Origin of the sequence: Sphingomonas sp. LT1P40, from assembly GCF_036663835.1 — a bacterium.
In the GTDB taxonomy this organism is placed as follows: domain Bacteria; phylum Pseudomonadota; class Alphaproteobacteria; order Sphingomonadales; family Sphingomonadaceae; genus Sphingomonas.
Genome location: NZ_JAXOJT010000002.1, coordinates 778,213 through 792,500, shown reverse-complemented (window position 1 = coordinate 792,500; position 14,288 = coordinate 778,213). Strand labels below are relative to the sequence as shown.

General features: G+C 63.7%; 15 protein-coding genes (1 of these 15 running past the window's edge). 7 read left to right on the top strand and 8 right to left on the bottom strand.

The genetic code is table 11. From position 1 onward, the window contains the following. Positions 1-1,299: the 3' portion of a lipopolysaccharide biosynthesis protein gene (locus tag U1702_RS15385; RefSeq protein WP_332726063.1), read on the top strand. It extends 171 nt beyond the left edge of the window; 1,299 of the gene's 1,470 nt are visible here — the last part of the coding sequence; its start codon lies off the left edge, out of view; the stop codon is at positions 1,297-1,299. A 115-nt stretch (positions 1,300-1,414) separates the two neighbouring features. Here the strand turns inward: U1702_RS15385 and U1702_RS15380 are convergent, their stop codons facing one another. After that, positions 1,415-1,843 carry a CBS domain-containing protein gene (locus tag U1702_RS15380; RefSeq protein ID WP_332726062.1) on the bottom strand — a complete coding sequence of 143 codons (429 nt, stop codon included), beginning with the start codon at positions 1,841-1,843 and terminating at the stop codon, positions 1,415-1,417. Between the two features lie 66 nt (positions 1,844-1,909). Here U1702_RS15380 and U1702_RS15375 point away from each other — a divergent pair, with 66 nt between their 5' ends. Beyond that, complete coding sequence (locus U1702_RS15375) at positions 1,910-2,191, top strand: hypothetical protein (RefSeq protein WP_332726061.1); 282 nt, start codon at positions 1,910-1,912, stop codon at positions 2,189-2,191. An 8-nt stretch (positions 2,192-2,199) separates the two neighbouring features. Here the strand turns inward: U1702_RS15375 and U1702_RS15370 are convergent, their stop codons facing one another. From U1702_RS15370 to hisS, 6 genes are all read right to left on the bottom strand, one after another. Next, the gene (locus tag U1702_RS15370) at positions 2,200-3,723 is read right to left on the bottom strand and encodes a DUF4139 domain-containing protein (RefSeq protein WP_332726060.1); all 1,524 of its coding nucleotides are present in this window, start codon (positions 3,721-3,723) and stop codon (positions 2,200-2,202) included. Between the two features lie 8 nt (positions 3,724-3,731). Next, entirely contained in the window at positions 3,732-5,087 is a 1,356-nt protein-coding gene (locus tag U1702_RS15365; RefSeq protein ID WP_332726059.1) for a DUF4139 domain-containing protein, read from the bottom strand. Between the two features lie 162 nt (positions 5,088-5,249). Next, complete coding sequence (locus U1702_RS15360) at positions 5,250-6,179, bottom strand: DUF4167 domain-containing protein (RefSeq protein WP_332726058.1); 930 nt, start codon at positions 6,177-6,179, stop codon at positions 5,250-5,252. A 255-nt stretch (positions 6,180-6,434) separates the two neighbouring features. Continuing rightward, positions 6,435-7,265, bottom strand: a complete 831-nt coding sequence (gene prmC, locus U1702_RS15355) for a peptide chain release factor N(5)-glutamine methyltransferase (RefSeq protein ID WP_332726057.1) — start codon at positions 7,263-7,265, stop codon at positions 6,435-6,437. A gap of 117 nt (positions 7,266-7,382) precedes the next feature. Further along, positions 7,383-8,456 (bottom strand): peptide chain release factor 1, encoded by a 1,074-nt coding sequence (prfA, locus tag U1702_RS15350; protein ID WP_332726056.1) that lies wholly within the window; start codon positions 8,454-8,456, stop codon positions 7,383-7,385. Beyond that, positions 8,453-9,787, bottom strand: coding sequence for a histidine--tRNA ligase (gene hisS, locus U1702_RS15345; protein ID WP_332726055.1), 1,335 nt, complete (start codon positions 9,785-9,787; stop codon positions 8,453-8,455). The genes prfA and hisS overlap by 4 nt, the downstream gene beginning before the upstream one ends. Before the next feature lie 70 nt (positions 9,788-9,857). Here hisS and miaB point away from each other — a divergent pair, with 70 nt between their 5' ends. Next, a complete protein-coding gene (miaB, locus tag U1702_RS15340; protein WP_332726402.1) occupies positions 9,858-11,195 on the top strand; it encodes a tRNA (N6-isopentenyl adenosine(37)-C2)-methylthiotransferase MiaB in 1,338 nt (445 codons plus the stop codon). Between the two features lie 18 nt (positions 11,196-11,213). On the opposite strand, the gene U1702_RS15335 is transcribed toward miaB, so the two are convergent. Continuing rightward, positions 11,214-11,747, bottom strand: a complete 534-nt coding sequence (locus U1702_RS15335; protein ID WP_332726054.1) for a hypothetical protein — start codon at positions 11,745-11,747, stop codon at positions 11,214-11,216. 315 nt (positions 11,748-12,062) lie between these two features. Between U1702_RS15335 and U1702_RS15330 the strand changes: the two genes are divergently transcribed. From U1702_RS15330 to ybeY, 4 genes are read left to right on the top strand one after another with little or no spacing between them, the layout of a single operon-like run. After that, on the top strand, positions 12,063-13,076 hold the full coding sequence (locus tag U1702_RS15330) for a PhoH family protein (protein ID WP_332726053.1): 1,014 nt from the start codon (positions 12,063-12,065) through the stop codon (positions 13,074-13,076). Between the two features lie 49 nt (positions 13,077-13,125). Then, positions 13,126-13,380, top strand: coding sequence for a type II toxin-antitoxin system VapB family antitoxin (locus U1702_RS15325; RefSeq protein ID WP_332726052.1), 255 nt, complete (start codon positions 13,126-13,128; stop codon positions 13,378-13,380). After that, complete coding sequence (locus U1702_RS15320; RefSeq protein WP_332726051.1) at positions 13,377-13,775, top strand: type II toxin-antitoxin system VapC family toxin; 399 nt, start codon at positions 13,377-13,379, stop codon at positions 13,773-13,775. The genes U1702_RS15325 and U1702_RS15320 overlap by 4 nt, the downstream gene beginning before the upstream one ends. Continuing rightward, positions 13,775-14,284: an rRNA maturation RNase YbeY gene (gene ybeY, locus U1702_RS15315; protein WP_332726050.1), complete on the top strand. Its 510-nt coding sequence runs from the start codon at positions 13,775-13,777 to the stop codon at positions 14,282-14,284. Before U1702_RS15320 ends, ybeY begins: the two co-directional genes overlap by 1 nt. Positions 14,285-14,288: the final 4 nt, after the last annotated feature.

Here is a 14,288-nt window from a genome sequence, read left to right as displayed (position 1 = left end):
GCCATGACTCAGGTCGTGCTGGTGCTGCTCAACATGCTCAACGGCTATGGGCTGGCGAGCGCGATCATCCAGAAGCCCGATGTCGACGACCGCGCGGTGCGCCAGCTGTTCGGCATGCTGTTGCTGCTCAATTTCGGTCTTGGCGCAATGCAGTTCCTGCTCGCCCCGCTGGCGGCGGCTTACTATCGGCAGGATATCGTCGCCGATCTGCTGCGGGTGCAGGCGCTGCTCTATATCGCAACGCCGTTCATCGCCCTTCCTTATGCACTGCTCGCCCGCGCGATGGATTTCCGCAAACAGGCGCAGGTCAATCTGATCTCCGCCACCTGCGGCGCGATCGCGGCACTCGCCGGTGCCTATGCCGGAATGGGCGTGTGGACGCTGGTGCTCGCCCCGCTCGTCCTGTTCGCAACGCGCGCGATCGGCATGACATGGGCGGCGCGCTCGCTGATGTGGCCGAGCTTCGATTTCCGCGGCGCGGGCGAGATGGCGCGGTTCGGCGGATTGATGGCGGCGGGCCAGCTCTTCTGGTTCGCGCAGAGTCAGGCCGATATATTCATCGCCGGCCGCCTGTTCGACCCGCACTGGTTGGGCATTTATACCACCAGCCTGTTTCTGACGCAGATTCTGGTGTCGAAATTCGTCCCCGCACTGAACGAGGTCGCCTTCTCCGCCTATTCGCGCATGCAGGACGATGCGGCAGGGGCGGCAACCGCCTTCGCCAAGTCGGTGCGGCTTATCATGGTCGCGGCGATGCCATTCTACCTTGGTCTCGCCGCCACCGCCGAACCTTTGGTGCGCGTGGCGCTGGGCGAGAAATGGATCGAGGCGGGTCCGATCGTCCATCTGCTCGCGCTCGCCATGCCGTTCATGACGCTTCAGATCCTGTTCGCCGCCGCCACCGACGCGCGCGGAAGACCGGGCATCGCGGCGCAGATATCGGCGATCGGCGCGTTCCTGCTCCCTGCAGCGTTTCTGGTCGGCGTCCAGTGGGGCGTCACCGGGCTGGCGATCACATGGATTGCGATCTGGCCGGTCTATCTGGTCATCACCGCGTGGCGCAGCCTGCCGGTTATCGGCCTGTCATGGCGCAACTGGCTCGCGGCGATCGCACCGCCCGTCACCGCCGCAGCAGCCATGGCGTTGATCGTCGCCTTGGTCGATCGCGCACTGCCCCCGCTGGGGTCGCTGCCGCATCTGATGATCCTGAGCGCGACCGGTGCCGCCGCCTATGGCGCATGGCTGTTCCTGTTCGCGCGCGAAACGGTAAATGACGCGATCGGCATGATCCGGCGCTGAACTGCCGCATAGCGGCATTTATCTCGCACAAAGACACAAAGCCACGAAGAGAGTGTTGCCTCCTCTTTGTGGTTTTGTGTCTTTGTGCGAGTCAAAATAGCGCTACGCGCCAACCTCACGCCTGTTGAATATACGCCCGCATCATGTTCGCCTCGGTCTCGATCCGGTCGATGCGGTACTTCACCAGATCGCCGATCGACACGAAACCCACCAGCGCACCATTCTCGACCACCGGTAAATGCCGAATGCGCCGCTGCGTCATCAGCGACAATGCGGCCAGCACCGGTTCTTCGCCGGTCACCGTGATCGCGGGGGCGGTCATCACCATCCGCACCTGATGATCCATCGCCGCCGCGCCGTCACGCTCGATACAATGGATCACGTCGCGTTCGGAAAAGATGCCGACGACGGTACCACCCTCGATCACCGGCACCGCGCCGATGCGTTTTTCCGCCAGCAGCGTCACGGCGTCGCGCACCGTGCGGTCGCCCGTGATCGTGATGACATCCTGTCCGCGTCCGCTCAGGATCGCCGCGATGGTCATCGCCTGTCTCCTTTATATCTGTTCAGGCGATTGAGACTTTCATGTTTCGTCCCCAAATGAAAGGGCATGGAACCCGATCTCGACAATCCCGATTATGCCCGGCTCGCCTGGCGACGTTATCGCCGCATCTTTGCGCTGGTCGGGGTGGTCGCGTTCCTCTCCGCCGTGGTCGCCGTGGTCGCCTTGTGGCTGTCGCTCGGCGAGTTCCAGTTGCATGCGTCGATCGCAATGGCGATCGGCATCGGGCTTTCGGTGCTGCTCGGCGGCGCGCTGATGGGGCTGATCTTCATGAGTTCGGGCACCGGGCATGACGAACGATCGCGCGATGCGACCGAACGAAACCCCTAATTTGCCAGCTACCTTGGCAACGTAACCGTATAGCGCAGGTCCGACGATCCGTTCGCCGGCACTGTTACCGCCCACAGATAGCGTCCGTCCTTGCGCCCCACCTTCGCCGACATGCTGCCCATCATTTCGGCGGCAATGTCGAAATCCCCCTCAAAGCGGACGGGGAACGGATTGGCGTTGCGCACGGTCAGTTCAAAGGGGCGTTTCTTGCCCTCCGACACCAGTGCACGATGCTCCAGCGTGACGTTCGACGCGCTGCCGAACTTGATCTCAACCTCCTCGCCGATCGCCTTGTCATCGGTCGACGACTCACCGATCAACAGGTTGCGCTCGCCCTGCCGCTCGAACAGTGCGACCGGCCCGGCGGGCAAGGGCAGACCCAGCCCCTTGTCGGCCTTGTTCATGGCCCGAATTGTGATCTGCGGGGCGGTGGCATAGGAAAACTGGATATCGGCGGCATAGATGATGGCCACCGGCACCGCGTCCTTGCTCAGCAGCGCGACCTGCTTCTGCGATTTGCCCGCAACCGTCGTCCGCTCGGGCACACGATAGGCCTTCAGGTCGCCCAGATCCTCCTGCTCGACCCTACGGATGCGCGCGCCGGTCACGACGATCGCATCCTCACGCGCCATCATCGCTGGCGGCGCGGACATCACCGGTGCCGGCGGCGGTGGCGGCGCGGGCGGGGGCGGGGGCGGTTCGGGCGCGGTCAGGAAACACTGAAACTCGAACGCCTCGGTCGATTCATAAGGGTTGGATGTGCGGCCGGTGGTGCGGTTGACCTTGCCCGCCACCACCATCGTCTCGGCATCGACAAAGCTCGTCATGTCGGTGCTCGCCAGCGTCACCCAGCCGAACAGGTCGGCGGCGGTTCCGCCCTCGCGCAAGGTTGCGACATAATTGGCCTGCCAGTCGAAACCCCAGGCGAGGTAGGACAAGGTCACCGTCGCCGTCCCGCCCTGCGGTGAGTCCGTCTCGACCGACAAGGTCGGCCGCGCCGACAGCCCCGGCGGCACCCCGTCATAGCTGATCGCATCCTCGGTCGGCCCGCAGTTCAGCACCTCGAACCCGCGCGACGTCTCGACGATCGCGGCACCGGCTGGCCCCGACCGGATGATCGCCTGCTCCTCCACCGTCTTGCCGTCACGCGTGCGGCGTAGCGTCACCGGTCGGGCATAGCCGCGACTGTACAGGCTGGCGGCGGAGAGCAATTCGGCATCCAGATTCTTCTCGCGCACCCCCGATGGCAGCCCGGTGACGATCGCGCTTTCGGGCAGGATGCCCGACGCCACCCCTTCGAACCGGATTACCGCGCGCCCCTGTGGAATCGTGATCGTGCGCGTCTCGGTAATCAGCGCATAACCGCCCAGATAGCTCAGCTCGATCTTGTCGCTCGCATCGCGATAAGGCGCACGATAGACAGTGACCGCGACCGCGTTCGGCCCGGCGGAAGTCTGCACTTCCTCCGCCCACGCGCCGCCCGCCGTCGTCATCGCGGCGAGTACCATGATCGATGTGCGGAACCCCCGCACCGGCGCGATCAGTACCGGGTTTCAAAGATGGCGGTGAGCGTCGCCTCGCCATTGGCAGGCACGCTCACCTTCCACAGCGCTTCGTCAGCGTTGACGCGCTCGCTCACCTGGCTTTCCTCGATGATTTTGGTGTCCTTCCACCAGCTGTCGAGTCCGCCCTGCGACAGTTCGACTACCGCCGCGTCGGCCCGCGCATTGGTCAGCGTATAGACCATCGTCGTGCGCCATTTGCTGCTGTTCACCCGCTCGCGGGCCTGCACCACCGCCTTGACCTTCACGTCGAATGCCTCGCCGGTCTTGATCGCCAGCCGCGATCCCATCGGCGTGTGGCCGATGCCATTCTCACCGATGAACTGCGGTGCCCCGCGCGCATCGCGCATGTAGATACGCACGGTCCCGGCGGGAAGCGCATCGCCCAGCCCGCCTTCTGCCGAAGACGAGAAGCGCAGCACCGTATCGACGCTGCGCGGCTGATCCTGGCGCCCCAGCCACGGATTGCGATAGGCATAGGCTTTCGCAGCGGGTGCACCCGCGACATCCAGGAAACTAACCTGCTTCTGTTGCCGCTGGGCGATCGTCACCCGACCGGGTATCGGATAGACGTAAAAATCGCCGATCCGCTCGCGGCTCGCCGTCTCGGTCCCCGGCACCATCGTCGAACCGGACCCGCGCCCCATCTGTCCACCACCGCCCGCAACCAGCAGAGTCATCGCATTGCTATAGGTCGTGCCGCTATTGTTGGTCAGCGTCAGCCAGCCCTGCACGTCGATCTTGCCCGCCTTCTCGTCGAACAGCGCGACATAATCGGACTTCCAGCCCATCCCGTAGGTCAGATAGCTGAGCGTCGCCGGGCGCGATCCTGCGGCATCGGCATCCAGCGTCACCGACAGGGTGGGACGCGCGCGCAGCGAAGGCGGCAGCGCCGGGAAGACCACGCGGTCCTCCTTCTGCAAAATCTCGATCCGCCCGCCAATCTCGACCACCGCGCCGTCATTATAGGCCAGCACTTTCGCGGGCAGGCTCTGGCCGCCGCGCACGACGGTGACACTCTGCCCGACCGCCTTTTCCATCAGCGCCTCGGGCGTCAGCAGGTCGAAATCGAAATTCTGCTCGACGATCGTCGCGCCAGCGGTGGCCAGCGTCACCGTCTCCGGCCGCATCTGTGCCGACACGTCGGGGAAATCCTGTTTCGACTTGCCCGCAGGCAGCCGCAGGTCGCGCTTGTCCTGAACCAGCGCCAGATTGTTGTTGTAAATGGTGACGGAAACTTCGCCCTGCGCGGACTGCGCGAACGCCGTGCCTGGAAGCGCGGCTCCCACCGCCAACGCCCCAATTGCCGCATGAGCCAAGGTCAGACGCCGCATCGCACTCCCCCTTCGTACCGTTGCCGCAACATCGCCAGCCTACCGTGCGTGTCAACGGACAATACAAAGAATCAGAATGATTTGGCTGGCGCGCAAAATACGAAAGAGGCCGGTTCGCCTGTGACGAACCAGCCCCCTTATTCTTCCCGCAACGGCAAGAACTCACTCCGCCGCAGCAGGCTCGTCGTCTTTCTTCACGCGGCGACGGCGGGGCTTGACCTCGACCACCTCACCCTCGACGCCCAGCGAAGGGGGCAGGATCGCGGCGATGCCGATAGCCTCGCCCGTATCCTCGGGTTCGCGGCGCGGACGGCCACGGCGGGGACGCTCGGGAACGGCTTCGGTGCGGGGGGACTCATCCTCGTTCGCAGGCATCGGCACGGCCGGAGCCGGGGCCTCAGTCATTTCCGAACGATAGGCGTTGGGACGACGATCACTCCGGTCTGGACGGTTGTCGCGCTCGGCGCGCTCAGGGCGTGCATCACGATTGTCGCGCTCCGGGCGCGCTTCCCGCTCAGGGCGCACATCGCGGTCCTGACGCTGGTCGCGGTCGGCGCGCGGTTCGCGCTCCGGGCGAGTGTCGCGTTGAGGCCGGTCCTCGCGCTGGGGCCGGTTGTCCTGACGCCCCTGATCCTGACGGCCATCGCGGTCCTGACGGTAATTCCGCTCGGGCCGCGCATCGCGGCGCTGGCCGCGATCGTCGCCATCGTCGGCGTCACCCTCGTTACCGCGCGGGCCTTCATTGCCGTCGGTGTCGAAATCCTCGTCGTCGCCGTCGATATCGGTGTTCGGGCGCTTGCCATGCGCGGTCTGGCCGGGGTTCTGCTCCTCGAAGCGCGAACGCGTCTCGGCCAGCACGCGGAAATAATGGTCGGCGAACTGCAGATAATATTCGGTGTTGACCCGATCGCCATGCATCTGCGCTTCACGCGCCAGATTCTTGTATTTCTCTAGCAATTGCGCGGCATTGCCACGCGCGCGGCTGTCGATGCGATTGCCGTTGCCTGCGTTCTGGTTGCCACCGCCACCCTGGGGGCGCTGACCGCCACGGCCACGCCGGCGGCCGTTGTTAGCCTGACGATTGTTGATCAAGTCTTTGCGTCCTGTCCTTACTCAATCCGCCATCGGTCAAAACAGCGATCCCGGATGCGTGTTATACCGCGTGCCGCACCGGACCTTTAGGTCCGAAACGGCTTTCCCGCATGGCTGCCGGACATTCAGCAGCGCGCATGCTCTGGAGCGGGGCAGCGCCCTTTTTCAACGATTTAGGTTGAAAATGCCGTCCCCGGAGGCAGTCTTAGCCCGCGGCAGGGCTTTCTCCAAGCATATTATTGTGGTGCCACACCATTAGTTCAACTTCGCCGTCACCACGCGCGGTCGCCCGCCCAGGTCGTGATGCACCGCCGCGACCAGCCCCGCCGCCGCGACCAATGTCGACACTGCGTCACCTTGCGTCCACCCGATCTCCAGCACCGCGATTCCGCCCGGCGCGATCAAGCGGGGCAGATCGGGCACGATCCGCCGGTAATCGTCCAACCCGTCCGCCCCCGCGAACAGGGCGCCAGGCGGCTCATGGTCGCGCACCTCTGGCCCCAGGTCTTCACCGGTGCCGATATAAGGCGGGTTGCACAGGATCAGGTCGAACTGGCCTTCCAGCCCGTTAGCCCAGTCGCCCAGCTTGAAGCGTGCGCGCTCTTCCATCCCAAGGTCAATCGCATTGTCCTGCGCGTAGACAAGCGCCTTCTCGAACTCATCGATACCCAGCCCATATGCCTCGGGCCATTCAGCCAGCGCCGCCAGCAACAACGTCCCCGGCCCGGTGCCAAGGTCCAGCACCCGGCTCGGCCCTGCGGTCCCGGCGAAGTGCCCCACCGCCACCTCGATCAGCGTCTCGCTGTCGGCACGCGGCACCAGCACTCCCGGCCCGACGCCCAGTTCGATTGTCCGGAACCCCCGGCTTCCGGTAATATAAGCCACCGGCTCGTGCGCGATCCGCCGTTCGATAAGCGCCGCAAATCCGGCGGGTTCGGGATCGCCCAGATGTTTGAGGATGAGTGTTTCCCGCGACACCCCCAGCGCATGTGCCATCAGCAATTCGGCATCGAGGCGCGGTGTGGCGGAGTCGATCCGCGCGGCGGCAGCAGCTATGGCGGTGCGGATGTCGGCATACTCCGACATTTCAAAATTCTTTCGTCACCCCGGCTTTGAGCCGGGGTCCCGCTTCTTGTTTGGGAAAGGCAGCGGGACTCCGGGTCAAGCCCGGGGTGACGGAAAGAAGGAGGATAAAGCCTCCCTTCACGAATCCAGCGTCGCCAACCGGTCAGCCTCATCCTCGGCACTCAGCGCGCCGATCAACTCGTCCATCGCGCCCTCCAATATCTCCGGCAACCGGTGCAGCGTCAGGTTGATCCGATGATCCGTCACCCGTCCCTGCGGGAAATTATACGTCCGTATGCGCTCCGACCGATCCCCGGACCCCACCATCGACTTGCGCGCGCCAGACCGCTCGTCTGCCAGCCGCGACCGCTCAAGCTCGTACAGCCGCGTGCGCAACACCTGCATCGCCTTGTCGCGATTCTTGTGCTGCGACCGCTGATCCTGCTGGATCACAACCAGCCCCGTCGGGATATGCGTCAGCCGGATCGCGCTATCCGTCGTGTTCACATGTTGTCCGCCAGCGCCCGACGAGCGATAGATATCGACGCGCAGATCCTCGGGCCGGATCTCGACATCGACCTCTTCCGCCTCGGGCAGCACCGCCACGGTCGCCGCGCTGGTATGGATGCGCCCGCCGCTCTCCGTCACCGGCACGCGCTGCACGCGGTGGACGCCGCTCTCGAACTTCAATTTCGCGAACACGCCCTTGCCCGCGACATTCGCGACGACTTCCTTGTAACCGCCAGCTTCGGAGGTGGAGGCGGAGATCATCTCGACCTTCCATCCCTGATTCTCGGCATAGCGGGTGTACATCCGCAACAGGTCGCCTGCGAACAGCGCCGCCTCGTCGCCACCGGTCCCGGCCCGGATTTCCAGCATCGCCGCGCGCTCGTCCGCCGCATCGCGCGGCAACAGCGACAGCGCGAGCGCGAGGTCGGCTTGCTCCAGCGCCGCCGCATTGTCGTGCAGCTCCTCATTCGCCATCGCGCGCAATTCGGGGTCGCCGTCGCGGCTCATCTCGGTCAGCGCGACCGCCTCGTCCCGCAACCGCCGCACTTCGCCCGCCGCCGCCGCAACCGGCTCCAGCTCGGCATATTCCTTCGACACCGCGACAAAGCGCTCCGATGGCAGATCGCCGGTCGCCATCATCGCCGACAGCTCATCCCGCCGCGCCTCGATCGCCGCGATCTTTTCCGGCGAGATGCGGGTCACAGGTTTAAATCTCGCCGAGAGACTTCGGCTTCAAATATGCCCGCTTGCGCATCCGTAAACGTAGTCTGGTAGAGATAAAGCGGATCAATCGCGTTCAAAACTTCGATGAAGTCGGCTTCGCTTGCGATTCCCCAAGTTGGTGAGAATGTTCTGAAGCGTAGTTTTGTCGACTGCGTTGAAACCGCTTCTAAGGTAATCTGGAAAATCGGAAGCGATTTCCGAGCGATCTCAAATCGCCGCTTTGCATTTCCTTTGAATGCAATCTCAACGGCCCGCCCTGCTGCCCGTACCGCCGACGCGATAGCATGAGCATCGACACTGGTGTCGTTGGCTTCTGGAATTACGACGGCCCAGTTTGATCCCTGGGTTGGTTCCTCCAACAACATCCCCAACCGCTCGATCCCGGCCGCCCAGCCCACGCCGGCCGTCTCCGGCCCGCCCAGATTCCCGATCAGCCCGTCATACCGCCCGCCAGCCAGCACCGTCCCCTGCGCCCCAAGCCGGTCGGTGACGAATTCAAACGCGGTGTGCCGATAGTAATCCAAACCCCGCACTAGCTTGTCATTAAGCTCGAAATCTACTTTTGCCGCCACCAGACCTTCTTTTACCTTGTCAAAGAAACTGCGGGCATCATCCGTCAGATATCTTTCTATGCCCGGCGCCATCTCGACGATCTTACGATCACCGGCATCCTTGCTGTCGAGTATCCGAAGTGGGTTTAACTTGAGGCGCATCTGACTGTCAGGCGAAAGGTATGTGCTGTGAGCATTCAAGTGGTCGAGTAGCGCACTTCTCCACTTTTCCCGGCTTACCGAATCGCCCAGCGTATTCAGCTGCAACGTCACGCCCTCGGATATCCCCAGCTCGCGCAAAAGCTGGTCCGCCATCGTCAGCAATTCGACATCGGCCTGCGGTTCCGCCGCCCCGATGATCTCGGCGTCGATCTGGTGGAACTGGCGATACCGCCCCTTTTGCGGGCGCTCATAGCGGAACACCGGGCCATGCGTGGTGAGCTTGAGCGGCGCGAACTGCTGCCACCCCTCGGTAATATATGCCCGGCAAATCCCGGCGGTGAATTCCGGCCGCAGCGTCAGCAGGTCGTCGCCGCGATCCGGAAACGTATACATCTCCTTCGACACCACGTCGGACGTCTCGCCCATCGACCGCGCGAACACGGCGGTGGATTCGAACACCGGCACCTGGACTTGCTGGAAGCAGTAGAGCCGCCGCACCTTCTCGAACGCCTCGACCACCCGCGCAAAGCGCCGCTGGTCATCGCCAAAAATATCCTGCGTGCCGCGCACGCGCTTGGGGGTTTCGATCCGTGCCATTTGGGGCGGCTATCTATTAGGGGCGGCCCTGGAACGCCAGAGGTGGTTTCGCTTGAGACCCCATTCCCTTATAGGCCTACCCATGAAGCCCGCCCCAAAAACCTTCCACGTCAAATCCTTCGGCTGTCAGATGAACGTCTATGACGGTGAGCGCATGGCCGAACTGATGGCCGCGCAGGGCATGACCGCGATTGACGACGCGACCCAAGCGGATCTCGTGGTCCTCAACACCTGCCACATCCGCGAGAAAGCGACCGACCGCGTTTATTCCGACATCGGCCATTTGCGGAAAAAGGCCCGCAACGCCGACCGCGAAGCCCCGATGATCGCCATCGCCGGCTGCGTCGCCCAAGCCGAGGGCGACGAAATCATTCGCCGCGCCAAGGTCGATGTCGTCGTCGGCCCGCAAGCCTATCACAACCTCCCCGCGTTGATCGTCCAAGCCACGTCCGGCACCGCCGCGACCGACATCGACATGCCCGCCGCCAGCAAGTTCGGCGCGCTCCCGTCACGCCGCAAAGTCGGCCCGTCCGCCTTCCTGACGGTTCAGGAAGGGTGCGACAAATTCTGCACCTATTGCGTCGTCCCCTACACCCGCGGCGCCGAAGTCAGCCGCCCGTTCGCCGCGATCGTCGACGAAGCCAAGGCGCTGGTCGATGCCGGTGCCCGCGAAATCACGCTGCTGGGCCAGAACGTCAACGCATGGGACGACGACAGCGGCACCGGTCTGCACGGTCTGATCCACGCGCTTGACCGCATCCCCGGCCTCGCCCGCATCCGCTACACCACCAGCCACCCCAACGACATGCGCGACGGCCTGATCCGCGCCCATGCCGAAGTCGAAAAGCTGATGCCCTTCCTGCATCTGCCCGTGCAAGCAGGCAGCGACCGCATACTGAAGGCGATGAACCGCAGCCACACTTGCGACTCATACCTCCGCATCCTCGACCGCGTCCGCGCCGCCCGCCCCGATATCGCGCTGTCCGGCGATTTTATCGTCGGTTTTCCGGGCGAAACCGAAGCCGACTTCGCCGACACGCTCAGCCTGGTCGATGCCGTTGGCTATTCGCAATGCTTCAGCTTCAAATACAGCCCCCGCCCCGGCACCCCGGCGGCGGACATGGCCGACCAGATCGATCCGCAAGTGATGGACGACCGCCTCCAGCGCCTCCAGTCCGCGTTGAACCGCGACCAGGCTTCCTTCAACGCCGCGACGCTGGGTCGGATCTGTCCGGTGCTGATCGAACGCAAGGGCAAGCTCCCCGGCCAGATGCTCGGCAAGTCGCCATGGCTGCAATCGGTCCATTTGCTCACCGACGCGCAGATCGGTGATCTGGTCGAAGTCGAGATCGTCCGTGCCGACCCCAATTCGCTGTCGGGCGTGGCGCGGGTGAAAGCTGCGGCCTGAAGTCGGGAACTCTGCCGGTCAGCTTGCCTTGATCGCGATCAGCACCAGCACCTCGAGCATGCAGATCGCCGCGATACCGAACAACAGACAGCCATAAGCACGCTCCGGTACCAGCGCAGAGGTGGTGCCGCCCCGGGCCAGAAACGGCTGATTCGCAGCCGACCGGGATTGCGCAAAGGGCGCGGTGTGGTGCGCATCAATCGCTGCATGGATCGCACCCGACACCGCCGGGCGCGGGATCGGTGGTGCCGATATCGGCGCGGACATTCGTGCATCAGGCCCGCTGTCGCCCAGCAACCGGCGGACCTCGGCGGCACGCGCGGCCATGTCATCGACACCCGCGCCGATGGGATGACGTTCGCCCCCGATCGTCAGCGCAATCAGATTGGACACGGGTATGCGGTGCGGACGGCGGCTATCGCCACCGCGCACTTCAATTTCCGCACCTTCGCGGACACCGATCAGCCGAGCGTCCAGGCTGCCGCGCTTGCGACGAGCTGCGCCCTTGGCGCTCGCTGCTCGATACTCGATACACTCCAGCGATTGCGGCATAGCTTACGTTGCCATCCCCTTTTGAAACCGAATTCCCGTTCGGGTCGAACCCACGCATAACCGTAATTTTTGCCATTCAAAACAAAATCATTCGCTGCACCGCAAACTGCGACGCAAGGTGTGGCGTCGCTGCGTCACTTGCCGGAAAAGGCTGTGGTTTCGCCATCTTTCCGCTGTCCACGTCGCCGCCGGTCTGTCATCCTTACCGGGCAAGATGCGCAACGGAACCCTCGCCCCTCGTGCCGGTTTGCCATGTAATGGCCGCTTCCGCTGCACGCGCGTCTTCGCAACGCCCCTCATCCCCGAAAGGACCGCATGAGCCGTAAGCCTGTCCCCGCCCAATCGGGCGATCGCTCTCGTGTCGAGGTCAATTTCGACAAGCCGCAACTGCTGCCGCAGCTTTTTGGGGAATATGACAGCAACATCCTCGCGCTGGAGGAGCGGCTCGGCGTCTATATCCACGCCCGCGGCCAGCGCGTGGTGATCGAGGGGAGCGCAGAGGCGGTCGCGCATGCCCGCGAAGTGCTTCAGGAACTGCACAGCCGGGTGATTCGCGGGGAGGCGGTCGATACCGGCCTGATCGACGCGGTGATCGCCATGTCGAGCGAGCCGATGCTGACCGGTATCGTCCGCGCCCAGAATGATGCCAACGGTCTTGGGGGGGCCGCTCCGCCGATCATGATCCGCACGCGCAACAAAACGATCGTGCCACGCTCGGTGACGCAGACGGCGTATATGCGCGCGCTGATTTCCAACGACATCATCTTCGCGCTCGGGCCGGCCGGCACGGGCAAGACCTATCTGGCGGTGGCACAGGCGGTCGCGCAGCTCATCACAGGATCGGTCAAGCGCTTGATCCTGTCGCGCCCTGCGGTGGAAGCGGGCGAGCGGCTGGGCTTCCTGCCCGGGGACATGAAGGAAAAGGTCGATCCGTATCTGCGCCCGCTCTACGACGCGCTGTACGATTGCCTGCCCGCCGAACAGGTCGAACGGCGGATCGCATCCGGCGAGATCGAGATCGCCCCGATCGCCTTCATGCGTGGCCGCACGCTCGCGGACGCGTTCGTGATTCTGGACGAGGCGCAGAATACCACGCCGATGCAAATGAAGATGTTCCTCACCCGTTTCGGCCAGAACAGCCGCATGGTGGTGTGCGGCGATCCCAAGCAAACCGATCTGCCCGGCGGCCCCGGCGCTTCCGGCCTCAACGATGCGGTCAACAAGCTGGAGGGGATCGAGGGCATGGCGATGATCCGCTTCGGCATCGGCGACGTCGTCCGTCACCCGATCGTTGGGCGGATCGTTCAGGCGTATGAGGGGAACGATTGATAACGGGATATCCTGACGCTATATTGGGATATCCTTCTGGAGTTGAACGATGGGCGCGCTGTACATCAAGGATGGCAAAACGGCGTTTCTCGCTGAGCGCGTTGCGCAGAAGCTCGGCACGACCAAGACCGAGGCCGTGCGTCAGGCGCTGGAAGCGATCGACGCTAAGCTGACGCCGGAAGGTAAGGATCGGCGCCCGATGCGTGAACGCATGCTTGAGTATTGGAAACAGCATCCCCTGCCACCCGAGACCGGCCTCAAGGCTGACAAGGCGTTCTTCGACGAACTATCGGGCGATCTGTGAGCTGGTTCATGGATGCGTCCGCCATTATCGCCATCGTCGGTCAGGAAGCCGACTGGCAGACCTATGCTGATCGGGCGGATGAAGAAACCGAACTGCTCTGGTCGGCGGTGTCGCAATGGGAAAGTGTGTTTGGTCTGCGCCGGTTGCGCGATCTGACCATCGCGGAAGCACATCATGAGGTCGAACATTTCGCTCGAGAACATAGTTTGGTCATGGTCGATCTCGGCGAGAAGGAAGCACAATTGGCGATTGACGCGGCCAGCCGTTACGGTCGCGGATCAGGCCATCCGGCCAAACTTAATATGGGCGACTGTTTTGCCTATGCGTGCGCCAAAACGAACGACGCCCGTCTCCTCTACAAGGGCAACGACTTCATCCACACGGACCTCGCCTGATGCTTGATATCGCCGTCCAGCGCGAAGCCGACTGGCCCGATGCCGATTGGGAGGCGATCGGCGCAAGGGCGGCCGCCGCTGCCGTCGGACAGACCCCGCACGGATCACTCGCCACCACAGTTGCCATGATCGAAATCGCCGTGCGCCTTACCAGCGATGGCGAGGTGCATCAGCTTAACAACCAGTATCGGCAAAAGGACATGGCCACCAACGTCCTGTCCTTTCCGATGATCGAACCCGATCTGATCGAGGCGCTGACGCAGAACAGCGACGATGGCGAGGTGATCCTGGGTGACATCGTCCTGGCGCACGGCGTCTGCGCGGCGGAAGCGGCGGAAAAAGGCATTACCGTCGAGCAACATGCCACGCACCTCATTGTCCACGGGGTGCTGCATTTGCTAGGATACGATCATCAGGGGGATTCCGAAGCCGAGGCGATGGAGTCGATGGAGCGCGCCGCGCTCGAATCATTGGGCATCCCCGACCCCTATCTGGTGCGTGAGGACTAATCGG

What these genes read in the sequence shown, in the direction of transcription:
- U1702_RS15380 (WP_332726062.1), bottom strand. Translation starts at nt 1,843, where the DNA reads ATGACCATCGCGGCGATCCTGAGCGGACGCGGACAGGATGTCATCACG.
- U1702_RS15375 (WP_332726061.1), top strand. Translation starts at nt 1,910, where the DNA reads ATGGAACCCGATCTCGACAATCCCGATTATGCCCGGCTCGCCTGGCGA.
- U1702_RS15365 (WP_332726059.1), bottom strand. Translation starts at nt 5,087, where the DNA reads ATGCGGCGTCTGACCTTGGCTCATGCGGCAATTGGGGCGTTGGCGGTG.
- prmC (WP_332726057.1), bottom strand. Translation starts at nt 7,265, where the DNA reads ATGTCGGAGTATGCCGACATCCGCACCGCCATAGCTGCTGCCGCCGCG.
- hisS (WP_332726055.1), bottom strand. Translation starts at nt 9,787, where the DNA reads ATGGCACGGATCGAAACCCCCAAGCGCGTGCGCGGCACGCAGGATATT.
- U1702_RS15335 (WP_332726054.1), bottom strand. Translation starts at nt 11,747, where the DNA reads ATGCCGCAATCGCTGGAGTGTATCGAGTATCGAGCAGCGAGCGCCAAG.
- U1702_RS15330 (WP_332726053.1), top strand. Translation starts at nt 12,063, where the DNA reads ATGAGCCGTAAGCCTGTCCCCGCCCAATCGGGCGATCGCTCTCGTGTC.
- U1702_RS15325 (WP_332726052.1), top strand. Translation starts at nt 13,126, where the DNA reads ATGGGCGCGCTGTACATCAAGGATGGCAAAACGGCGTTTCTCGCTGAG.
- ybeY (WP_332726050.1), top strand. Translation starts at nt 13,775, where the DNA reads ATGCTTGATATCGCCGTCCAGCGCGAAGCCGACTGGCCCGATGCCGAT.